This window comes from Ornithinibacillus jepli (genome assembly GCF_047228935.1).
Lineage (GTDB): Bacteria > Bacillota > Bacilli > Bacillales > Amphibacillaceae > Ornithinibacillus.
Genome location: NZ_JBFEGG010000001.1, coordinates 737,089 through 760,181, shown reverse-complemented (window position 1 = coordinate 760,181; position 23,093 = coordinate 737,089). Strand labels below are relative to the sequence as shown.

Sequence of the window (23,093 nt, the reverse complement as noted above, 5' to 3'; positions counted from 1 at the left end):
CCTTTCTCCAACATAATATTCTCTAAAAGAGGGTAATTTAAGAGGGTAGATGCCCCTCTTAAATACACTCACATCCAATTTATTATAACAAAAGTATAAGATATGCTGAATCTTTTTCTAACAATATATGATAAATTTTAACGTTTCACCACTATTCTTCTTCATCCTCTCGGGTTACTTTCTTATCGGATAAATAGATCCGAATAGTAGATCCCGGTTCCACTTTTGTACCAGCTTGAGGCTCTTGATCAATAATGTAATCTCCAGTTCCACTGGACTCAATTGATAAGTTTGCCATAATTTGTAATAAATCATTTTTACCAAGCCCTATTAAGTCTGGAACCTCAACATCTGGTTGTTCAGGATATAAATATTCTTTATCTAGGCCGTCTGTTCTTCGTTCTACCCCCATAACACGAAGACTATCACCAATAATATTACCTACAATAGGAGCCGCAACCGTACCACCAAATTGACGAACCCCTTTAGGATTATCAACAGCAACATACACAACAATTTCTGGATCATCTGCTGGTGCAAAACCTATGAATGAAACGATGTGATTATTCTCTAAATATCCACCATTTGGGCCAACTTTTTGTGCTGTACCAGTCTTACCTCCTACGCGATATCCATCTACGTATGCTGACCTCCCAGTCCCTTTCGCTACTACACTTTCTAACGCCAATCGGATTTGTTCAGAGGTCTCTTCGGATATTACGTGGTTTTTCATTTTAGGTTTGGTTTCCGAAACTATTTCATTAGATCTAGAATCTATCCATTCTTTGGCAATAAATGGTTCATATAAGTAACCACCATTAATAGCTGCCGAAACTGCCATTACTTGTTGTATCGGTGTAACCGATACCCCCTGACCAAAAGCTGTTGTTGCAAGTTCAACGGGACCTACATTTTCCGGTTTAAATAAAATTCCCGACCCTTCTCCTTGTAAATCAATCCCAGTTTCCGTACCGAAGCCAAATTCCTTGATATAAGAAAACAACTTCTCTTCGCCTAATTCTTGACCTAAATGTACAAAACCAGGGTTACAAGAATTTTGAACTACCTCCAGGAAAGTTTGATCACCATGTCCTCCAGCTTTCCAGCAACGAAGCTTAGCACCTCCAACTTCGATAAATCCTGGATCATGAAAATGGTCCTCATGAAGATCCACTATGTCTTCTTCTAATGCAGCTGCTAATGTAATGATTTTAAAGGTTGAACCAGGTTCATACGTACTCCAAATAGGTAAATTACGGCTGTAAATAGAAGGGTCCACCTCCTGATAATTCTCTGGGTTAAAATTTGGCCTTGCTGTCATAGCTAATACGCCACCTGTATCTGGATCAACAGCAATCGCCAGTGCTCCATCTGGATTGTATGTTGCCACTGCCAAATCTAATTCACGTTCAACTATTGTTTGAATTTTAGAATCAATTGTTGTCACTAAATCATATCCGTCCTGTGGTGCTTTATAAACATCTGCTAATTGTTCTAGTCTTCGACCTTTCGCATCGGAGTAAAATGATAAACTCCCTTTTTTACCTTTTAACATTTCATCATAGTATAGCTCTAATCCCATAAGACCTTGATTATCTATCCCTGCAAATCCTAGAACATGTGACAAATCATCGCCAAAAGGATAATGTCTACTTGAATCCTTTGCTAAGTATACACCTTCCATATTTAAGGTGCGAATTGCCCTTTCCTGTTCCTCTGTAATTTTTCGACCCTCCGGATGAAGATTAACCGAACTTGCATTTCTAGTTACATATTCAAAAGCCTTCTCCTCAGACATGTCCAATATTTGTGCTAGCTTTTTGGCTGTGTCCTCAGGATTACTAATTTGTCTAGGAACAACCACTACAGAAGGTGCCGTTACATTTTCTGCTAATATTTCTCCATTTACATCTAAAATTTTACCTCGCTCCGGCTTAAATTCGATATTCCTACTCCAGGACTCATCTGCCTTATCCATTAGCTGATCACCAAGCACAAACTGAACATAACCTAAACGAAAATCAATTATCCCAAAGACAATTAATCCAATAAGAAAAACAGCGACTAATCGTTTTCTAACTGTTACAGTTGATACACGTTTCATCATACATCCCCTTCACATAGATAGGCTTGTATCAACTATATGTTGTTAAAAATTGATTAGAACACTGTTTTTTATCAATTTATTGCATAAAATGTCGAAAATAATCATTCAAAATTATCGACAGCTTCATCTTCGGTTTCTGTATTTTCTTCCGATTTTTTCATTTCATGAATTTCGCTTGGTGTTTTTAATTCTATTCCAAGATATGAGCCTTTTGATAATTCTTTACCTTCTTCAATACTCTGAGTTATAACAAATCCATTACCTAATGTTTCTATCTGTAATTCTAGCATATCCCCTAGTTTGAGAACATCTCGTAGTGACCAACCAATGATATTAGGCATCGAAGGATTATTCGTTAAGATTAATATCCTTTCGTTAGGTAAAACCTTCGTACCAACTTCAACACTAATATCAGTTACTTTATCTCCTGTTCCAATGACTGAGTAATTTACTCCCATGGAATTTAATGTTTCCTTAACGGAAGTGACTGTCTTCCCTACTACATTAGGAATCTCTGATACTGATACATTACTACTTTTATCCCCTTTATCCGGTTCAATATTTAAATAGTGTAAAGCATTTTGCATGACATTGTTAAAGATGAAGGATACTGGTGCAGAACCAGGTTCAATACCTGTTTCAAACTCTAGTGTTGGTTGCTTAACTGATACGTACATCATTAATTCAGGATTGTCAGCGGGTGCCATACCAAGAAATGAAAATACATAGTTTTCATTTCCAGTCAAATAACCTGGGGCTTCTGGATTGGGTATTTGCGCAGTACCCGTTTTACCGCCAACTGAATAGTCATCTATATTAAACCGACTACCAGTTGCATGTTCAGATTGAACTGCAGAAATCAGCAAATTTCTAACCTGTTCTGCTGTTTCTGCCGATATAGGCTCACCTACAGTTTCTGGCTTGTGACTTTCTATTACTTTGCCAGTATCAGAATCTACTATTTTATCAATAATATAAGGCTTCAACATTTTACCATTATTAGCAATCGCTGTTGCTGCCTTCATAATTTGAATTGGCGTTGCAGTACTACCTTGACCAAAAGATGTTGTTATTTTCTCTGCTGGCCAGTTATATAGAATTTCACCCTTCACTTCACCTGGCAAATCAATGCCAGATGGCTTATCAAAATCAAAAGCATGTAAATATTCTAGAAAGGTATCTGGCCCCATTTTTTCCCAAACTAATTTACTTGCAGCTACATTTGACGATCTAGCAAATCCTTCATCATAGGATATTACTCCCCAGCCTTCACCATTATTAAAGTCATTTACAGGTCTAATATTGTCACTAATTTGATAACTACCTGATTTATATCCTTCATCACCTTTATATACTCCTGACTCAATCGCTGCGGCCCATGTGAACATTTTAATAGTAGATCCAGGTTCAAATGGTGTTGAAATAGCATCATTAAACCAGTTTTCAACATTTGCGGGATTGTTCGGATTATAGCTTGGTCGATTACTCATTGCCACAATCTCACCTGTTTTCGGATTCATAACAATAGCAGTCATCCGTTCAGGCTTATATTTCTCATCAACTTGAGACATAACATCCTCTAGTATTGTTTGTATCTTTTGATCAATGGTTAAATATACATCATCACCATTATCAGGTAATTGAACAATTTCATTTGGGTTAAGTAACTTTTTATTATATATATCTCGTTGATAAGATATATATCCATTCTTCCCTTTTAATAAATCATTCATTTCACGTTCGATACCAGCTATACCCGTAATCTCCTTTTTCGTTTCCCCTTCTACTTCAGATTCCGTCTCCTGAGCAAATCCAATTATATGGGAAGCAAACAGACCATTTGGGTAATATCTAATATTTTCTCGAATAAATTTTATTCCTGGTAATTTTAATGCTTCAATCTCTTCTTTCGTCTGAAGCGATATCCCTTTACCTACTGTACCAAATTCTACCTGTGTACGGTCATTATCGAAACCATCATTTAGCCGACTTAAAATATATTCTTTGTCCGTATTTAATAAATGAGCCAACTTTTCTGCTGTTCCATTCGGATCAACAACATGCTGTGGCTCATCTGGATCATTTGTGTATTTATCACTTACTACTGCATACATACGGTATGTAGGCATATCATATGCTAACGTCATTCCGTTTTTGTCGTATATTTTACCTCGTTCTGAGTCTAATGTATAAGAAGTTGTTCGAACAGTTTCCGCCCATGCTCCAAGAGATACTCCCTCTACTTCTCCAGAGGCTTGTATATATAAAAAACGACCTGCAACAATTAAAAACGCCATGATGAAGATTACCATTAATACTCCAGCCATGGCATGGGTTGTTCTATTTTTGTTCATGAGTAATCACCTTCACTATTGATTGAAAGCATTAGCTTGTTTTATTTCTGCTGCTTGAATCATTAGTCCATGCTCTTTAGCATATTGTGTAATTCTCTCTGGTCTACTTAAATCTTTTATTTCAAAAACTAAATTTTCATTCACTACTTGTTGACTGGTTATGGATTGTTCTAGATTTTGAATATTACGGTTTAAGGTATCCATAGAAGACGAATAAGAAACGACAAACCCTCCAGCAATTAAAAGACATGCTGCGACGAATGAATATAACATTTTTTCGCCTTTCGTTATCCAACCTTTTTTACGAACAACTACTCTTTTCTCAACTTGAGGTTGATAGGAAGAGTATGATTGTTCCCAACTTCTCGCATGATTTGCTGCCATTATTTATTCCATCCTTCCCCATATTCAAAATCAGGTGTCCACGTATTGATTTTTTCTACAATTCGTAGTTTTGCTGATCTTGATCTGCGATTTTCTTCTAATTCGTTATCATTTGCTACAATTGGTTTACGATTTAATAGTTTAAACGGAGCTTCGTATTCTTTTGGTACTACTGGTAAATTTCTTGGTGTTTCCTTATTTGTACTCCATTTTTTAAAAGCTTGTTTACAAATACGATCTTCTAAGGAATGAAAAGTAATTACCGCAATTCTCCCTTTTATGTTTACTATACGCGCTGCTTGATGTAATGCATCATGGAAAGCTTGTAGTTCATCGTTAACAGCAATTCTGATAGCTTGAAAGATACGTTTTGCAGGATGTCCACCCTTTCTCCTTGCAGGTGCAGGGATTGCATCTTTTATTATATCTACTAATTCAAATGTAGTTTCAATTGGTTTCGACTTTCGGTATTCCTCAATTTTTCTGGCGATTTGTTTGGAAAACTTCTCTTCACCATATTTAAAAAAAATCGATACCAAATCATTAAACGGCCATTCATTAACAATTTCAAAGGCAGATAATTCTTGTTCTTGATTCATTCTCATATCAAGCTTCGCGTCGTGCTGGTAACTAAACCCTCTTTCCCCTCGATCTAACTGAGGAGATGACACACCGAGATCAAACAAAATGCCGTCTACACTGTCAATGTGATGATTCTTTAATTCATCTTCCAGATTTCGAAAATTATTGTGTATAAATAAAATTCGATCCTCATATGTACTAAGTCGCTCTTTCGCCGCTTGAAGCGCGTCTATATCTTGATCAAAGGCGATTAGCAATCCATTCTCATTAAGCTGTGAGGCAATACGTTCTGAGTGCCCCCCACCACCTAATGTGCAGTCTATATAGGTTCCATCTGGTTTAATATTTAATCCTTTAATTGATTCATCTTTTAATACTGTATAATGTTCAAACATGTTGACACCTCTTTAGCGATTTTACGGTTAGATATCAAAATCCATTAGATTTTCAGCAATCTCTGCAAAAGATTCTTCAGACTCATTAAAGTAGTCTTCCCAATTTTCGCTAGCCCAAAATTCTATTCGATTTGATACACCAATAACCACACACTCTTTATCTAAACCCGCATAATTCCGAAGAGGTTGTGGAATATTTATTCTTCCCTGCTTATCTACTTCACATTCGACTGCTCCCGAGAAGAAAAATCGCGTAAAGGCTCTAGCATCTTTTTTAGTGAGTGGGAGTTTTTTGAGTTTATCTTCTAGGATTGTCCATTCTGACATGGGATAGGCGAATAGACATTTATCTAATCCACGAGTGACAACAAAACGTTCACCGAGTTCTTCACGGAACTTAGAAGGGACAATAATTCTGCCCTTTGTATCAAAGTTATGTTGGAATTCACCCATGAACATGTAGTCCGCCCCCACTTTCATATTCTCATATTACCACATCCCCCCACTTTCCACCACTTATTTTTTAAAAAAAGTATAGAATAAGGATAAATTAGTTAAAATTAACTAAAAAAATAACTGCCTATCCTAAAAGAGCCTTTGCTCAAACGATTGAATAATAACCGTTTGAGCCGTTTTGGCTATTTAGGATAGGCAGTGTTTTAAAAAGTGGGGAGAAGTGGTAGATATTAGATATAGACGACAAAGTGTTCCACATTGAACGAACAATCTTTATCTGTTAACTCCCTAAAGAACGTTATTCCGAATTCATTTAAAAATGGTAATGGATTCCAAACCCTTTCTTGCAATCCCTCAGGATATAAGGTATTCTCAAGCAACATGAATTCATATAATTCTTTTTCGTATTGTTCTTCTAATGCATGCGTTATTCGTTTTCTCATAAATTCCACATCACGAATTAAATATGCTAAATTTTTATCGGCAAGGTCTCGTATATCAGATCGTACCTGTTTTGCTATCTCACGCAATGGTTCATGGGCTTTCGTAATAGTTTGTTTAATTTCATCTACAGTTTCATCTAATGGCGGATTTATTTTTTCTTTAAACCAATCTTTTTTTATAGCACTAACTTTTCCATTTAATGCTGCCGAAGCAGATATATTGTATTTCTTCATCGTTTTCTCTATTTTACGATCAATATAAGTGAAAGATAATCTCGGGACAACAGGAGGCATTTTCATTTCAAGTACATGGAATGCTTGTTTTAAAACTGCCCAATAACTAATCTCACCTGGCCCTCCAATAAAAGCTAAGGTTGGGAATATTAAATCCTGCATTAAAGGACGCGTGACAACGTTATTACTTAATTTTTCTGGGGTTGTTTTAGCTACTTCAAGAAGTTCATCTGTCTTAAAACTTACTTCTAATTGTTTTCCAACCCAATTTCCTTCCGTATTTCGAGTTAATAGTATTCGTTCTTGATCTTTGTGATAAAAAAGATTACCGTTTTCAATTGCTACATCTAGTGCTACCGAATAATCATTAGCAGCTAACTTCTCATATGCTAAAACAACACCATTACTAATATCTTGTTGTTTATGAATCATTTCTTCAAAATAAGGAGTCTCAAGACGTCTCACTTGTTTATTTCCCGAATCAATAAGCACTAATCCATCTTCTTCAAATAACCTAAATAGTAAACGTGCAAAAAAATCAACATAGGTAGTTGACTTCTTAAGACAATCTTCTATAAGTAAGTGAATTTCCTTCGTATGTTCTGTTTCAGATAGTTCTTCTAAAACTGTCCCTAGCCATTCGGATACAATTGATTTATCTACTTCAATATCAGTTACAGGACGTTTCTCTAGTATTCTCTGGTTTACTTTATACTTTTTCATTTTGTCTTTTTGCTTTAAATATATATGATTAATTTCTTCAAAGTCATGATCTTCACCAGCTATCCAAAAAACTGGTATAACCGGTATTCCTAGATTTCGCTCCTGTTGTCTAGCTAACTGAATAATAGATATTACCTTGTTAACCGAATATAAAGGTCCCGTCAACACTCCAGCCTGTTGACCGCCAATAACAACAACACTTTTCTCATCCTTTAAACGCTCGATGTTTTTTATCGTTGATTTCGGTGCATCCCATTCTTCATTTAGTTCCATTAAAACTTGCACCAATTCATCTCGCTTATAATTGCGTTCCTTTATCTCATTAAGTCTATGTTCAAAATCAAAAATTCCATAATCAAAAAATTCCATAATGGATTCATTTTGTTTGCGATAATCTTGCATTAATTTATTTTGATTCTGAATAAGTATTGGTTCTATTCGCATTCATTACGTACTCCTTTAGAGTTTTTTGTCTATAACGTATTGTACAAGAAAGCTAGTATTATTTCATGTTTGCTGATTATAAATTTCTAGCTATTAAACTGAAGTCATACTAGAATACTTTTTACAATTCCAAATAGGACTAGTCCAATATACAGCGTAAAAAATAGTAAGAAAGATAATCTCCATAATAACTTAAAAGCTTTATAATAATTTATCTCCGAATATTTTTTCCACTGTAAAATAATTAGTACCGTAAGAATCGATAACAACAATACAAAAATATAACCAAGATAATTTACAGAAAATAAATAAGAAAGCAAAGTATGGACAGCTAAGATATATAAAAAAGTAGACCAATTTATAGCTTTATGAAATGCTTTAATTGGATTACGATAAAGATATTTTAAGATATAATACATAACAATGGTTGCAAGGATTGGTAACGTTATAACAAATGCTATTACAAATAATACAATATTTAACATGAAGTAATTGTTCCCCTTTTATTACTGTCTGTTGATTCATTTCTCAATTGTATCAAAATAATAATATTTTGTGACAAGCAAATGGGAAATATTTTCAAGTTACTATGCATTTTAAATATATCGGAAATTGTATTATAATAAATAATATACAAAAACTAAATATTTTTCTGACAACAGAGGGGATGAAAAATGCTATGGGTGAATTAAAAGTAGAGAGACTATTAATTAACTATAAAACACTAGAAGAATTCAAACGCTTTAAAGAATATGGGAATCAAGAGCTTTCTATGCTAGAAGATTTACAATCTAACATAGTGGAAAACAATAGCGATTCACCATTTTACGGTATATATTATGGAGATACGTTAATTGCAAGAATGAGCTTATATAAAGTGGATAAAAAATATGACAAGTTTTTTGACCCTCCACATGATTATTTAGAATTATGGAAATTAGAAGTTTTACCTCATTATCGAGGAAAAGGCTATGGAAGAAAACTAGTAGACTTTGCTAAAACATATGCATTACCAATTAAAACAAACCCAAGGGTAAATTCACATGGTTTTTGGGAGAAACTAGGCTTTCAAAAAGCAAAGTATGAAATGGAAAGAGATTTCGGACAAAATCCACTGCTTTGGCTACCAAATGGGGTACTAGAACGTACCAATTCCTAAAATACCTCCTATAGAAAAGAGGCTTATCCATATGGATAAGCCTCTTTTGTGTCTAGTTTTATATTATAAGAGCTTAAGAGAAAATTAATTTTTATCTTTTATCCATTTCCAAAGGTTGCCCATTTCCTCCCAGGCATTTTCATAACGCTGTAATTGATTTTTAAGCTTTTTATTTTCTTCTTCTAGTTTTTTTAGTAGCTTTTCTTGCTCTTTTTTAGCCAAATCTTGATGTTCAGCAAAATTGGATTTCATCTTTTCAAGTAGCATAATCGCTGACTCTATTGTATCTTTTTCTTGGTCTAATTTTAATCCATCATCTGACCATATTGTTTTTCTTCCGCCGAGCTTTCTTTCTTCTTTTGCTCGTTGTATTTCTTCTTGATATTGCTTACGAATTGTTGCATTCCACCTGAACCCGCACGCAGCAGACGTTCTAGACAACTGCTTCGCTACTTCTTTAAATGCTTCAAGCTGCGTCTTTCCTTCTCGGATATAGCGAAGCACTGTATCAGCTAATATAACATCTTCATCTTCAGTCCAGGCATCTTGCCTTGTAGCATTCATAACATCACTCCTTATCTCTTTGCTATCAATGTATGCAAGATATAGGAGTGATAGAATACTCTTTACCATAAATTTCGAATTTTATTCCCAAAAACTAGCTTCGATTTAGAAATGCTAAGACAGCATTTTTATGTTCTTCAGATTGCCATAAGGACGCACATTGATGTACTTCTTTTTCCATCTTCTCCCGCAATCCTAGTACACCTATCTCGTCGAGAAATTGTTCTTTTAAAATCCTCATTTGCTTAAAAGATTTGGTTAAATAAGGTTCTAATAGTTTGTCCATATCTTTCCAATCATCATTAGTTACCAATTTGTGAATCCACCCTTTTAACACTAAATCTTGAGCACTATAAATAGAACCTTCCATAATCCATTGGTAGCTAAAACTTGGATGAACTCTTTTAGCTAATAGGACTCCCCCACCCCAACCTGGTATAATCCCCAAATTCGTTTGGACAAAGCCAAATGTACTATTAGTTTTAGCAATACGAATATCACAGGCAGAGGCTAACTCACATCCTCCTCCAAGCGCACCACCATTTAAAAGAGCAATAGTAGGGACATTAAAAATCGTTAATTGATATAATACATCCATCATTTTTAATAGAACTTGCTCTGCTTCTTCATTCGTTAGTTCTCCGTGTAAGTCTTTTAAATCACCACCTGCACAAAACATAGTTTCACCAGAACCTGTAATAATTAATAACTTTAAACTATCATTCTTTGCCCTTTCGATACATTCCATTAAACTAGTTGCCATTTCAAGTGATATTGCATTCCTTTTATTTGGTCTATTTATAGTAATTATTCCATATGCCTTATCTTGAATATAAGAATACTGAATAAATTCTGTCATTACAATCATCCCCTGTCATTATGTATATAAAAAAACAGACCACAAATGATGTGATCTGTTTTCAGATTTCCTGTATTAGTTGTTAACAACTTCTTTTCCATCATACTGCCCACAAGATTTGCATACATGGTGTGGTTTAGTTAATTCTCCACAATTTGAACATTCTACCATGCCAGGCACGTGTAATTTGAAATGAGTACGACGTTGTCTCTTAACTTTTTTAGAAGTTCTTCTTTTAGGTACCGCCATGACTTACACCTCCTTCAAATACGAAAGCAAAAACAATCAAATAATTTCTTATTTTTCTTTCTCGGTATCTTTGAATAATGACTCCAGTTTTTTAAAACGTGGATCAATTTTCACTTCTTTTGGTTTTTCGGAAAGTACTTCCCAATCATTTCCCTTTTGAAGTACATCCGTTTTTTCTACTTCATCGGAGAATACGCGAAAAGGAACCTCCAATAAAATATTTTCCTTTATATACGGCATTAAGTCAAGCACTTCTCCATGAATCGGATGAATTTCTGCATCATCATCTTCATTATTATAAGGAGATGATGAGAAAATTTCTTCAGCTTCAATTTCAAATGGGTATGGAACATCGACTAAGGTACGAGCACAAGGTAAAATCATTTTTCCAGAAATAGTAAATCGAAAAAAATATTGTTCTCCTTGCATATTACACGTACCTTCGACTTCAACTGAACTAATCTTTCGAATGTCATTATTCATCGTTTCCAATTCCGAAACATCTACTTCACCTGAGAAATGGAAAGGCTTGTTAAAAGCATCTTTCTTTAATTGAGCTAATGTAAATTTCATTTATTTCACCTCAAGGCAACAAGAGTAATTTTAAAAGGAAAATGCACTTTTGTCAATATATTTTCTTTACACTATAAAAAAATATTCTTATTTGTAGCATTCCCTTAGCTGTTTTTCTATAATCAACCATAACAGGAAATTATAATTTAATAAATACTGAGGTGTAAAATCATGAATGTTTGTGGTTTGATAGTAGAATACAATCCTTTTCATAATGGCCATCTGTACCATATTGAACAAGCTAAAAAGCAAACAAATGCAGATTGTGTAATTGCTGTTATGAGTGGTTCTTTCCTACAAAGAGGAGAACCAGCTATTATGGATAAATTTCATCGAGCAAAAGCAGCCCTTCTTTCCGGAATTGATATCGTAGTAGAATTACCATATGTTTTTGCAGTTCAAAGCAGTGATTTATTTGCAAAAGGTTCTGTTTTAACATTACATGAACTTGGTGTAAATAGTATTTGTTTTGGTAGTGAAGCAGGGAATATACAAGAATTTATCAATGGCTATCAAGCGTTTATCCATAATAAACCAACTTACCAAACCAACCTTAGACACCACTTACAAGCAGGATACTCGTTTCCTGAAGCAAGTAAACTAGCCTATGAATCCATAGGTCTAACCAAAAATGGAATTGATTTATCCAAGCCTAATAATATTTTGGGTTTTAGTTATGTACGTACTATCTTGGAAAACCATCTACCCATTCAACCAATTACGATTAAAAGAAAGAATAGTGAATATCATGATACAGAAATAACTGGATCCATTGCTAGTGCAACTAGTATTAGAAAAAAATTATTGGAAGAAAAAAAGGTACTTTCCGATTTAACAAATACAATGCCGCCGGCCACTATTCATGAACTCCAAAACTACCAATCGTTCGCAACTACATTACATTATTGGGAATCTTATTTCCCACTTCTCCATTACCGTGTAACAACAATGTCAGTGGAAGAGTTAGCTCATATCCACGGTGTTGAAGAAGGGCTGGAACATCGTATTAAAAAAACAGCAAAAGAAGTTTCTACATTCTATGACTGGGTACAAGCAATTAAGACGAAACGTTATACATGGACAAGAATTCAACGAATACTCGCCCATTTATTAACGAATACAACTAAGTCAGAAATAGAAAGACTAACTACTAGGAACCACGTAGAGTATGTACGCTTATTAGGGATGACAAAAAAAGGTCAAGAATACTTGAATACACATAAAAAAGAAATGAATGTACCAATATACCCTAAATTAACTCGCGACATCCATCCAATGCTTGAGGTTGAAGAAAGAGCTACAAATGCTTATTATAGTATTTTGCCAATTGAAAAGAGGTATGCATTAATGAAGCAAGAATTAAAAGGACCTGTATTAGTTCCTTAATAATGTAAGGACAGCCCAAGAATGGACTGTCCTTTTATAAATAGTTACTTCAATTCTTCCTTTAAATATCGTAAAGCATCTTCAAATGTATCTACTGGAACAATAATCATGTCTGTTCCAATTTCTTCTGCTTTCTTTTTCGCTACTTCATAATTGGAATCTCCTCCACGACCACCTTCATTCGGCGCAAAGAATACCTCAATACCTTCCCTGTCAGCAGCTACTATTTTTTTATCAATTCCTCCAATTCTTCCAACATTACCTTCATAATCTACTTCACCCGTTCCAGCAATTTGATGACCTTTAGTAAGATCACCTGCTGTTAGTTGATCATATATTTCTAACGAAAACATTAATCCCGCACTTGGACCACCTATATTACCACTTGCAAAATTTATGGGAGGATTTACATCTACATCACGATCTGTAACAAGCGTAATTCCGATACCAACTTGCTTTGTATCTTCGTCAATTACACCTAAAGTAATATCCTTAATGATTTCCTCGTCATCACGAACAAATTTTACCGTTACTTGGTCTCCTGCCTTCTTTTCTTCAATATAGGAAATTAAATCATTTGACTCTTTGATTTCCTTATCGTCAATACCAATGATTCGATCCCCCATTTGTAATATTCCGTCTGCAGCTAAACCAGGTACTACACTTACCACATAAACCCCTTTATATTGAATCGTAATTTCCTTATTAGCAGCGGTATAAGCTACTACTGTAGAAGCTTCTTGAGAGTTCTCCATCATATGTAATTGTGCTTGAAAATACTCTTCGTCTGACACTCCCTCAGGTCGAACATCCTTTATATCCAATATTTCGTGATGAGGCAATATTTTCGCCAGTGCATATTGAATAGGTGTCGCTTGTCCCCCTCTTACTGTCACTAAATGAAAATCTCCTTCACTCTCATCTCTATTCTCAACTTCTACTATAGGATTCAATGCATCTGCTCCACCAGGCTTTTGAATATAATATGGTAAATCATAGGTAGAAAGAAAAAATGCAACAAAAATCGCTACGAGTAAAGAAACTACTTGTCCTTTAGTAAATTTCATTTAAGAGACCCCTTTCAAAACTTCAATCAGGCCATTATTATACCTTACTTAAAATAAAATCTTATATCTAGATTAAAGTGTATGGCATATTCAGGCGATGTATAAGCGTATATTGATATAAATATATATAACTCGTCTTACTATACTTCTTTTATTTCATGTATATTATCAGACTAGTTTTATTTTACTACTATAAAAAAAATAAGTACAGTTAAGCAAACAACTAGGAGGCAGTATATTGAAGCAAATAATTAAAACTTTTAGCTTTGCTACTATAACCATATTCTTCGCATTTACATTAATTAAATTTCCAAATGATGCTCTAGAGGCAAGTATTCGCGGACTTGATATGTGGTGGGAAGTAGTATTCCCTTCACTCTTGCCCTTTTTTATAACTGCTGAACTATTATTAAGTTTCGGAGTAGTAAAGTTTTTAGGAGTTGTATTTGAACCTATTATGAGACCATTATTTAATGTTCCCGGCGTAGGAAGTTTTGCGTGGGTTATGGGAATGGTTAGTGGTTATCCAACAGGGGCAAAGATTACTGTAAGATTAAAAGAACAAAAGCAACTTACACAAGTAGAGGCTGAAAGACTAGTAGCTTTCAGTAATTCTTCAAGTCCATTATTTATTTTTGGAGCAATCTCGATTGGTTTTTTTCATGATGCGAAATTGGGGATACTTTTAGCGTTTTGTCATTATGCTGGAAATGCGTTAACAGGTATCTGCATGCGATTTTACGGGCGAAAAAGGGATATATACAAAAAAAAGGAAAGTCGTAAGATATCGATTAGAAGAGCATTTTACGCAATGCATGAAACACGAATGATGGACAAGCGTCCAATTGGGGAAATCATGGGAGATGCAGTAATTAACTCCATTAAGACCCTAGTCATGGTTGGTGGGTTTATTATCCTGTTTTCTGTCTTAAACAAAATGTTATTCTTAATAGGATTTACTCCGTTAATTGCTACTTTCTTTCAGTCCATACTTCATATATTTTTCTTACCAATTGAATTGGCTTTACCATTTATTTCAGGGCTATTTGAAATTACCCTTGGTGCTAACATGGTATCGAAAGAAAATGTTGATCCATTTATAGCTAGTATTATCGTTGTAAGCTTCATTTTAGGATTTAACGGGTTTTCTGTTCAAGCCCAAGTGGCAAGTATTATATCCAAAAGCAACATTAAATTTTATCCGTATTTTTTCTCGCGAATTTTACATGGTTTTATTGCAAGTATTCTCGTTATCTTATTATATAAACCTTTATACTTAAACAGAATCGAGACAAATATTGAAGATATGCCAGTACTAAATCCTGATTTTGATAGTGAATGGATGAATGTATTATTATTACTTGAGCAGGTTGGACCAGTTATGACAATTGCTTCCTTAGGATTTGCTTTTGTGATTCTTTACCGTCGTTTCAAAAAATCATAAAAAACATGGCTGTCCTTCTCGGGAAATCACCGTTAAAAGACAGCCTGTTCACTTATCTTTTAAATTTACCTTTTAAAGCTTCTGCGACTACTACAGGAACAAGATCAGTTACGTCTGCTTTATATTTTGCAACTTCCTTAACAATGCTTGAACTTAAAAATGAATATTGGTTATTTGTCATCATAAATAATGTTTCAATTTTAGACTCTAACTTTCTGTTCATAGAAGTGATTTGCATTTCATATTCAAAGTCACTAACTGCTCTTAAACCTCGCAATATAACTTGCACATTTTTTTCTTCCGCATAGTCAACTAGTAACCCCTCACTTGAATCCACTCTTACGTTTGGTATATGCTTCGTAGATTCTTTAATAAGTTCTATTCTTTCTTCAACCGTAAATAACGGTGACTTTGTACGGTTGTTAAAAATAGCAACAATGACCTCATCAAAAATTTTAGAACCTCTTTCAATTATATCTAAGTGACCAAAAGTAATCGGATCAAAACTACCTGGACAAATTGCAATTCTTGACATGCCAGCACCCCTCTGTTATTTAATTAAATCTTCTGATAGATCGTTACTCCAATAGTTCCCCCATATTTAACTTGTTTTTTTATAGTCAGACTTGAAATGGAATCTGGCATGGTATCATTTATATCATGCTCACAATAAATTATCCCATCAACACGTAATAAATGTTCTTTTTCAATAAGATCTAGTAGTTCTTCATAATTTACTTTGTTGTATGGTGGATCTAAAAATATTAAATCAAATCTAAGTTCTCTTTTGGCAGCTGCTGTTAAAGCACGAAAAGCGTCTGCTCGAAATATTTCTACGTTATCTTCTAACTTTAACATAGAAACATTCTCTTTTATTGTCTGTACTGCTTTTGGATGCTTATCTACAAATATACAAGTTTCCATTCCACGACTCAATGCTTCTAGCCCTAAAGAACCGCTCCCGGCAAATAAATCTAGTGCTTGTCCACCATTAAAGAATGGTCCTAGTATTTGAAATACTGCTTCCTTCACTTTATCCGTAGTAGGTCTAGTACTTTTTCCCGGTACAGCTTTTAGTTGCCTTCCTTTATGTATTCCTGCAATAACTCGCATGACATTCACCTCTGTAATTCACTCGATACAATCCTACCATAAAGAAAAACTTTAATAAAATAGAATTATTCATTAAAGAAAAAATTAATTGTAGTGTATATAATTTTTACCTTTGTACATAATAGCTTAATGGAACAGCTAATGCGTAGCTTGGTTGTTTCAAAACACGGAGAAGACTTACACTTCCCCATAAGTTCTCCTCCGGTTTCTCCTCTCCCTTTGCCTTTTTGTTTTCTGGCAAGAAAACAAAGGGACCTGCAGATTTATTTCTGCAGGTTTTTTTATTTGTCAATTGTTTGTGGGGGTTGCTTGTGTCCGCCCCTTTCATTGTTATGTTTCTATGTATCTCTTAACCGTATAAATCATAAAAATAAAACCTTCGTAAACTTTCACGAAGGTTCCTTTTATATTCCCATTTTATAATCATATTGTTTTGCTTTATCGGGTTTAGCGTTTTCGTATTCTGTGCGAACAAAAGGTTTATAAGAACGATCTACCCGTGACACGAATGGATATTTTAATAATTTCTTTTCAATTTCTTCCAGACTAGTCTGCTCCACATACATAACAGCATATTTTAGCTTTTTGGATGTATATAGGACATTTCCTAATCGTTTTATTTGCTTTATGTTTTTAGAGTGCTGATACCAGACAATTATCCCTTGTCTATTCGTTCTCATAAAGAATCCTCACAATTTCAGGTAGTTTTGAAATAGTTTATCAAAATATAAAGTTAAATTCAATATTATAAAGCTTAGGATACTTTACATCCACAGCCTCCGCCACTTCCGCAGCCACAGCCACTATCAGTAAGTGCACCACCATCTTTTGGCACTTTTATCTGTTCACTTACACTAAATGCTATATATTGACTAATTTCATCTAATAAACTTTGAAAATTTCTTTCAGCAATTTTATAAGCTGCTACTTTATCATTTAAGTCCATAGCACGTTTTTTCGTACGGACGAGTTTCATAATTTCAGAGTAATCTGGATGATATCTACCAAATCTTTGCACATCTTCATATTGATCCTTCACAGCATTAAATTCTTTAATTAGTTGCTGTGCCTCGGAATCACTATATAAATCCTTTTTTGCTTCTTCAAACGCTTCATATACATCAGATTCCAAAATCATTTTCCCTAGCACTTCAGATCGATCTAATATATCTACATATTCTAAGGTAGCTATCAAGATTAATTCACCTCCACCAATAGTTTATCATCTTTTTGGTGAAAATGAAAAACAATTAATCTTTCATCATTTCTGCAAATTGCAAAAGCATTCCTACCATTTGTACATTTTGGTTCACTTTTTCTAATTTTTGTGAAATAGTTTTTCCATAAAAACGTTTAGCTTCCATCTCAATTTCTGACACTCTATTAGGATCTCTAGAGAGATAACGATACCACTCAGGATTGTGACGGATAAAGTTTATTAGTTCAGGTCTAGTTCGTAAATAGGTATATATTTCCTTATTCATCTCAATCACTAATCCCTAAACCAGCCGAAAGGATTATGCTCCTGGGTTTTAGGCCCTTTTCTACTTCCTTGGTACTGATCAATTAATTCCTGGATGGTAGCAATTGTTCCACTTAATTGATGTACTTGCTTTTGTACTTTATCAATGTCCATTTTTTCAGCATATTTTAGCAACTGACTAAATAACTCAGCCTTATTTTCATTCTCGTTCTCTGTTTTATTTTTAAACTCAGATGATTCCCCTTTAAACTTATCCCAGAATTCATCTTCTTCACCAAGTAATATCCATTTTTCATAGTACTCTTGCCATGACCTTCCTGTTCTTCTAATCTCTTTTCGAAGCTTTGGATGTTGGTTAATAAATTCTCTAAATCTCGTTACGGTCGGATGTAACTTATCTTTACTCAAGTCCTCTCACCCCTTATCTTTTATCCTAGCAAATATGGAGATACTATAATTTATGCTATAACGTTCCTTCTGTGCATTATACCTAGAAGCAAGATAGGGATAATCAAGTCATTGACGGATTAGACCGTGGAATATTAAAAAAACAAGCCATCCCACATCTTTATCCAGATCCAGAATGGCTTTATGAGTAAGAGTTAAATTGAACGAATTTCAGACTGTTTCTTCATGCTAAAAAGGCCTCGTTAGGAAGTTTTGTGTGTAATATAGCCTGTATACTCCTACACCTAAATGTGTATACTCATCATGTAACAATGCTTCTCTATGACCTTTACTATTAAGCCAGCCTTCTACAGCTGCTGGAGCATCAACATATTGAGCAGCAATATTTTCCCCTGCTGCAAAATAATATACATCCCCGGCTTCTAACCGCTCCTTTAAACCCTCGTTATTTAAGCTGTAATGAGAGAAGTAATTGTTCTCAGCCATATCCTTACTATGCGAAAATGCTACCTCACTCACCTGCTCTTCCCATGCTAATGTTCTTTTATTAAAACTATGTCTAATAACATTTGTTATATCAAATATTTGTCGCGCCATTCCATACTCTACTTTTTCCCATTCTTCATCTGAAAGATTAGACGGAGTAGGGAGTGTACCTCTATATTTTAATCCGTAGGGTCTTTGAGTTAACAATATATCACCGGTCATTATTCGAACAGATGAAAGCCTATTCGTAAACGTATCAAAATAAACTTGTAAAAATAGGTTATCAGACAGTTTTACTAAAGGACGCATTTGTAAATCTTCATCGTCTAATAAAAATGTGTAAGAAGATATACCCTTACTATATGTGATTTCTTTACTAAACTCTAACTGTTCTTTAACAGCATCATACTTGGCACCAACTGTTAATGGCTCAATAGGTATGTCATTACCAGTTGCATAAATAGTTTGAACTTTATCATCCAATATACCAAATTGAATGTATTGCGATTTATTATTCGTGTAAACCCACCAGGTATAACCATAGGAGCTAGGATCCTTTCGTTTAGGCTCTCCTAATTCTTGTTCTAATTCCTTCGTACTCGTACCGACCCAATGGAATAGTTTTCCTTTATATTTATCCTTTGCAATAACATTTTCTGGGACAGACTTCTCGTTAAGGTATGGTTTCTTTTGCGGTAGCATATGACTATTGCTTTCAATCGCTTCATTTGGTTCTAGTTGATTTTTTTCTAATAGATAAAATGTTATGGTAAGAGTAATCACTAATACGACAATACCTCTAATTAATCGCATCTTCTCTAGCTCCTCTATTAAATCTTATAGTAATCTATATGTTTTACTATAATAGAACATGCATTATAAATGGAAATTTAACTTTCCTTATCAATAATTGCTAAATAGTTACAAATTCATGGCGTATCCACATTCTACATAAAGGAAAATTTCCCATTTTCATTGCAACTTATCTCAAATAATACTATTATTAACTTAGTGAGCAAAAATGTGAGGTGTTGAAAATGAAATTAGAAAACCTAGGAATTGAAGATACAGTAATGGAACTTAAACCATTAGACCGTATTATGGGAAACAATGCGTTTATCCGTGCTGGGCAATGGGATTACGAAAGAGTTACATATGATTATAAAATTGGTTCCAATGAAAAAAATATTACTTATTATATTCGTATTCAAGGCTATGCTTTAGAAGGCGATGTGGATCGTGGGGATGCAGTAATTAAGTTATTATCTCCTTTATTAGGAAAACATTATTATCCACATGGTGTTGAATATGGTGAAGAAGAAAACTTCCCAGAGAATCTTGTTGAAAGAGCAACGAAATTATTAGAAAAAGTTAGTGAAGAGCTTAAAGAACTAAAAATTGAGAGATAAAGAATTAAATAAACCAACTACTCAAGTATGAGTAGCTGGTTTATTTTTTGTTTGCTTTTTATGGAAAAGGTTAAATCCCTATCCAGAAACATGATTTCATGCTATATTTTGTATATATAATACTGAAATTTCCGGTTACCGAAAGGAGATAGCTTTTTGTTTCGTAAAATATTCTTATTTTTAATTATTCTTTTACTACTAATTATTGGATATTTTGTATTATCCATTTCTATCCCTTTAATTATCGCTTTATTAACAGCACTAGCATTAAATCCATTAGTTCGAACAATACAGTATCGAATCAAAGTTAACAGGAAAGTTTCTGTAATAATCGTTTTCGTACTATTCCTTATTGTAGTTGGAGTCGCAGGAACTATGATCGTTACAAAAGCAGTAGGTCAGGCAATAAACTTTGTTGAAGATGTTCCTTCCCATATTAATAAAATAAATAGAATTTATGATGAATGGGAAGAGAAGATAAGTGAATACGGAAAAGATTTGCCATCTGAATTTGTGGATTCTGTAACTGCTAGCTTTGATACTTATGTAACCCAATTAAATACAACCCTTAAAGAAAAATTAACCATTAGCAAAATCGCATCGATTTTTTCTCAGATACCGCAATATATCGTGAGTATTCTAGTATATTTAATAGCCCTATTCTTATTTATGCTAGAACTTCCTATATTAAAGGAGAAGTCATTTAGTATATTTACAAAGGATACTGCAGAAAAAGTTACATTCATGAATAACCGAATTAAAAACGTAATAGTTGGTTTCTTTAAGGCTCAATTTTTAGTTAGCTTGATTATTTTTGCAGTTTCTTTAATAGGATTATTCATAATTGCACCTGAAGTCGCCTTAATTATGTCTCTCATAATATGGTTAGTGGACTTAATCCCAATTATCGGCTCAATCATAATACTCGGGCCTTGGGCTATTATAATGTTTATGGCTGGAGATATTCAAACAGGCATTGAGCTTTCTATATTAGCCATCATTTTACTAGCAATTAGAAGAACGGTAGAACCAAAAGTGATGGGAAAACATATGGGATTATCCCCCCTAGCAACATTAATCTCCATGTTTCTTGGGTTGCAAGTTTTTGGCTTATTAGGATTTATAATCGGACCATTAATTTTAATTATTTACATTTCGGCAAGAGAAGCGGACATTCTGAAGCTTAACATTAAATTGTAAGTAAAAGCATAAAAAAAGTGATAGCAATAAGCTATCACTTTTTTTATGTACCTAAAATTGCCTTAAACAAACTTGTTGTATGTCCACCATGATATAGTACATAAAGTAGCAGGTACACTACAATACCAGTACTTGCAGATCCAAACCAGATAATGGAAGTGATCGGACCAATTTTACGGTGCTTAGATATTTTACGTTTAAATGCTAGATAAAGAGTTACCACTCCAAAAACAGCTCCAACTGTAGCTAACGTAATATGGAATATTAGAAAGATTGTATAATAAACTTTGAGTTCCTCTGGTCCACCAAAACTAGTATTTCCTATGAATATAGTTCTCGACATATATATAATAAAGAATAGCAATGCACTTATTGCCGCTGAAATCATCGCTTTCTTATGTGCTTTAGGTCTATCCGTAGCAATTAATCGCCATCCTATAGCAACTAATACAGCACTTAAGAAGATAAAAAAGGTACTTATTGTAGGTAAAATTTCCATAAATTCAGGTTCTCACTTCTCATTTCGAGTAAGCGGAACTCTTCTCCCCTTTCTCACTTAAACATCATTTGTATTTGTAACAGTTGTTGGTAATGGGTCAATCTTTAATGTTTCTGGGCTAAACCAAGCATAGAATACTCTAGCCAAAATAACCCCATATACAATCTCCTGCATTAGCTTCATAATAATACCACCAAGTTGCTGATCCTCAAGCGTACTCATAGGTGAGAACATTTCAGGACCAGATATTTGGAACGTAGAAGTTAAACCTTGTAAAACATCAGAAGGTACACATAATGCTAATGCTTGTAGCCACGCTCCATTAGAGCTATATGCTGCAAATAATGGTACATCGGCAAAAATAATTAATACACAAGCAGGAGTAATTAGTACACTATTAGCAAATATATAAAATATTTTTCCTAATGGATGAGATATTTGCCACTGTTTGATTGGTGACATGATCGGAAACCAAACTAAAAATCCAAATAATAATAAGAAAACATGGAATATTGTATGTATGACCGGTGATGATTTTGTTAAATCAAAAATAGCTGGTAAATGATAAATCGAAAATAGTACATTAAATAATAAGATTGAAATTAATGGAAAAGTAAGTACTTTCATTACTGATTTAATAACTGGTTTTAATAATACTTTTTCCCATACCCATGTTGGAATACCTTTTATCATTAAAATTGGAAAAAGAATTAAATAAATTGCCATTTGTATCATATGTGCCGTTAAGGTAATATGACTTAATAAATCAACCGGCGCGCCCTTTACAGTATATAGCAAGACTAGTCCAATATAGAAAAAGGATTGCTGTTTTATTGATGGTTTTTCGAAAGACCCTAGCCTTTGACGCAAAGGACCAGTAATCAAATAATATGTAATTCCTAAAGCAACAACAAATAGTAAGAAATAGGGACTCCATAAAGCTCTAAATCCAAATAGTTGTAAATTAAGCCACATGTTATTCACTCCAAAGTAAAATAAAATATCTAACTTACATTATAACCTAAATTTCAACTCCAAACACCGATAAACTGTGACAACTTTTTAAAGACTT

26 protein-coding genes are annotated in these 23,093 nt (G+C 34.0%); 5 read left to right on the top strand and 21 right to left on the bottom strand.

The annotated features are described in order from the left end of the window. Positions 1-151: 151 nt before the first annotated feature. The 7 genes from AB1K81_RS03980 to AB1K81_RS03950 all read right to left on the bottom strand — a co-directional run bounded on the left by AB1K81_RS03980 (position 152) and on the right by AB1K81_RS03950 (position 8,607). Positions 152-2,104 carry a stage V sporulation protein D gene (locus AB1K81_RS03980; protein WP_412975353.1) on the bottom strand — a complete coding sequence of 651 codons (1,953 nt, stop codon included), beginning with the start codon at positions 2,102-2,104 and terminating at the stop codon, positions 152-154. Between the two features lie 104 nt (positions 2,105-2,208). Then, on the bottom strand, positions 2,209-4,461 hold the full coding sequence (locus AB1K81_RS03975; RefSeq protein WP_412975352.1) for a penicillin-binding protein: 2,253 nt from the start codon (positions 4,459-4,461) through the stop codon (positions 2,209-2,211). 15 nt (positions 4,462-4,476) lie between these two features. Further along, positions 4,477-4,845 carry a cell division protein FtsL gene (ftsL, locus tag AB1K81_RS03970; RefSeq protein WP_412975351.1) on the bottom strand — a complete coding sequence of 123 codons (369 nt, stop codon included), beginning with the start codon at positions 4,843-4,845 and terminating at the stop codon, positions 4,477-4,479. Continuing rightward, complete coding sequence (rsmH, locus tag AB1K81_RS03965) at positions 4,845-5,822, bottom strand: 16S rRNA (cytosine(1402)-N(4))-methyltransferase RsmH (protein WP_412975350.1); 978 nt, start codon at positions 5,820-5,822, stop codon at positions 4,845-4,847. The genes ftsL and rsmH overlap by 1 nt, the downstream gene beginning before the upstream one ends. A 27-nt stretch (positions 5,823-5,849) precedes the next feature. Then, complete coding sequence (gene mraZ / locus AB1K81_RS03960; RefSeq protein WP_412975349.1) at positions 5,850-6,281, bottom strand: division/cell wall cluster transcriptional repressor MraZ; 432 nt, start codon at positions 6,279-6,281, stop codon at positions 5,850-5,852. Positions 6,282-6,508: 227 nt separating this feature from the next. Beyond that, positions 6,509-8,122 carry a bacillithiol biosynthesis cysteine-adding enzyme BshC gene (gene bshC, locus AB1K81_RS03955; RefSeq protein WP_412975348.1) on the bottom strand — a complete coding sequence of 538 codons (1,614 nt, stop codon included), beginning with the start codon at positions 8,120-8,122 and terminating at the stop codon, positions 6,509-6,511. Positions 8,123-8,226: 104 nt separating this feature from the next. Next, positions 8,227-8,607 carry a DUF3397 domain-containing protein gene (locus AB1K81_RS03950; protein WP_412975347.1) on the bottom strand — a complete coding sequence of 127 codons (381 nt, stop codon included), beginning with the start codon at positions 8,605-8,607 and terminating at the stop codon, positions 8,227-8,229. A 194-nt stretch (positions 8,608-8,801) separates the two neighbouring features. On the opposite strand from AB1K81_RS03950, the gene AB1K81_RS03945 reads away from it, so the two are divergent. Next, entirely contained in the window at positions 8,802-9,281 is a 480-nt protein-coding gene (locus tag AB1K81_RS03945) for an N-acetyltransferase (RefSeq protein WP_412975346.1), read from the top strand. Between the two features lie 84 nt (positions 9,282-9,365). On the opposite strand, the gene AB1K81_RS03940 is transcribed toward AB1K81_RS03945, so the two are convergent. From AB1K81_RS03940 to AB1K81_RS03925, 4 genes are all read right to left on the bottom strand, one after another. Further along, positions 9,366-9,845, bottom strand: a complete 480-nt coding sequence (locus AB1K81_RS03940; protein ID WP_412975345.1) for an RsfA family transcriptional regulator — start codon at positions 9,843-9,845, stop codon at positions 9,366-9,368. Between the two features lie 94 nt (positions 9,846-9,939). Beyond that, positions 9,940-10,704, bottom strand: coding sequence for an enoyl-CoA hydratase/isomerase family protein (locus AB1K81_RS03935; RefSeq protein ID WP_412975344.1), 765 nt, complete (start codon positions 10,702-10,704; stop codon positions 9,940-9,942). A 75-nt stretch (positions 10,705-10,779) separates the two neighbouring features. After that, positions 10,780-10,953 carry a 50S ribosomal protein L32 gene (gene rpmF / locus AB1K81_RS03930; RefSeq protein ID WP_412975343.1) on the bottom strand — a complete coding sequence of 58 codons (174 nt, stop codon included), beginning with the start codon at positions 10,951-10,953 and terminating at the stop codon, positions 10,780-10,782. Positions 10,954-11,001: 48 nt separating this feature from the next. Then, positions 11,002-11,526, bottom strand: coding sequence for a YceD family protein (locus AB1K81_RS03925; RefSeq protein ID WP_412975342.1), 525 nt, complete (start codon positions 11,524-11,526; stop codon positions 11,002-11,004). A 171-nt stretch (positions 11,527-11,697) separates the two neighbouring features. Here AB1K81_RS03925 and AB1K81_RS03920 point away from each other — a divergent pair, with 171 nt between their 5' ends. Further along, positions 11,698-12,912: a nucleotidyltransferase gene (locus tag AB1K81_RS03920; RefSeq protein WP_412975341.1), complete on the top strand. Its 1,215-nt coding sequence runs from the start codon at positions 11,698-11,700 to the stop codon at positions 12,910-12,912. 44 nt (positions 12,913-12,956) lie between these two features. Here AB1K81_RS03920 and AB1K81_RS03915 read toward each other — a convergent pair whose 3' ends face one another. After that, a complete protein-coding gene (locus tag AB1K81_RS03915; RefSeq protein ID WP_412975340.1) occupies positions 12,957-13,979 on the bottom strand; it encodes a SepM family pheromone-processing serine protease in 1,023 nt (340 codons plus the stop codon). 238 nt (positions 13,980-14,217) lie between these two features. Here AB1K81_RS03915 and ylbJ point away from each other — a divergent pair, with 238 nt between their 5' ends. Continuing rightward, positions 14,218-15,423: a sporulation integral membrane protein YlbJ gene (ylbJ, locus tag AB1K81_RS03910; RefSeq protein ID WP_412975339.1), complete on the top strand. Its 1,206-nt coding sequence runs from the start codon at positions 14,218-14,220 to the stop codon at positions 15,421-15,423. Positions 15,424-15,475: 52 nt separating this feature from the next. Here the strand turns inward: ylbJ and coaD are convergent, their stop codons facing one another. The 7 genes from coaD to AB1K81_RS03875 all read right to left on the bottom strand — a co-directional run bounded on the left by coaD (position 15,476) and on the right by AB1K81_RS03875 (position 19,726). Further along, positions 15,476-15,958 (bottom strand): pantetheine-phosphate adenylyltransferase, encoded by a 483-nt coding sequence (gene coaD, locus AB1K81_RS03905; protein WP_412975338.1) that lies wholly within the window; start codon positions 15,956-15,958, stop codon positions 15,476-15,478. A 23-nt stretch (positions 15,959-15,981) separates the two neighbouring features. Beyond that, positions 15,982-16,536 (bottom strand): 16S rRNA (guanine(966)-N(2))-methyltransferase RsmD, encoded by a 555-nt coding sequence (rsmD, locus tag AB1K81_RS03900; RefSeq protein ID WP_412975337.1) that lies wholly within the window; start codon positions 16,534-16,536, stop codon positions 15,982-15,984. 404 nt (positions 16,537-16,940) lie between these two features. Then, the gene (locus AB1K81_RS03895) at positions 16,941-17,216 is read right to left on the bottom strand and encodes a YlbG family protein (protein ID WP_412975336.1); all 276 of its coding nucleotides are present in this window, start codon (positions 17,214-17,216) and stop codon (positions 16,941-16,943) included. Between the two features lie 74 nt (positions 17,217-17,290). Then, positions 17,291-17,731 carry a YlbF/YmcA family competence regulator gene (locus AB1K81_RS03890; RefSeq protein WP_412975335.1) on the bottom strand — a complete coding sequence of 147 codons (441 nt, stop codon included), beginning with the start codon at positions 17,729-17,731 and terminating at the stop codon, positions 17,291-17,293. Between the two features lie 55 nt (positions 17,732-17,786). Further along, a complete protein-coding gene (locus tag AB1K81_RS03885) occupies positions 17,787-18,020 on the bottom strand; it encodes a YlbE-like family protein (RefSeq protein WP_412975334.1) in 234 nt (77 codons plus the stop codon). A gap of 8 nt (positions 18,021-18,028) precedes the next feature. Beyond that, the gene (locus AB1K81_RS03880; RefSeq protein WP_412975333.1) at positions 18,029-18,427 is read right to left on the bottom strand and encodes a YlbD family protein; all 399 of its coding nucleotides are present in this window, start codon (positions 18,425-18,427) and stop codon (positions 18,029-18,031) included. Between the two features lie 228 nt (positions 18,428-18,655). Beyond that, positions 18,656-19,726, bottom strand: a complete 1,071-nt coding sequence (locus AB1K81_RS03875) for a CAP domain-containing protein (RefSeq protein ID WP_412975332.1) — start codon at positions 19,724-19,726, stop codon at positions 18,656-18,658. A gap of 224 nt (positions 19,727-19,950) precedes the next feature. Between AB1K81_RS03875 and AB1K81_RS03870 the strand changes: the two genes are divergently transcribed. Together AB1K81_RS03870 and ytvI are read left to right on the top strand one after the other, a co-directional pair. After that, a complete protein-coding gene (locus AB1K81_RS03870; RefSeq protein WP_412975331.1) occupies positions 19,951-20,322 on the top strand; it encodes a YugN family protein in 372 nt (123 codons plus the stop codon). A gap of 156 nt (positions 20,323-20,478) precedes the next feature. Then, entirely contained in the window at positions 20,479-21,522 is a 1,044-nt protein-coding gene (gene ytvI, locus AB1K81_RS03865; protein WP_412975330.1) for a sporulation integral membrane protein YtvI, read from the top strand. A 43-nt stretch (positions 21,523-21,565) separates the two neighbouring features. Here ytvI and AB1K81_RS03860 read toward each other — a convergent pair whose 3' ends face one another. Then, complete coding sequence (locus tag AB1K81_RS03860; protein ID WP_412975329.1) at positions 21,566-22,021, bottom strand: DUF420 domain-containing protein; 456 nt, start codon at positions 22,019-22,021, stop codon at positions 21,566-21,568. Between the two features lie 57 nt (positions 22,022-22,078). After that, on the bottom strand, positions 22,079-22,996 hold the full coding sequence (gene ctaG, locus AB1K81_RS03855) for a cytochrome c oxidase assembly factor CtaG (protein WP_412975328.1): 918 nt from the start codon (positions 22,994-22,996) through the stop codon (positions 22,079-22,081). Positions 22,997-23,093: the final 97 nt, after the last annotated feature.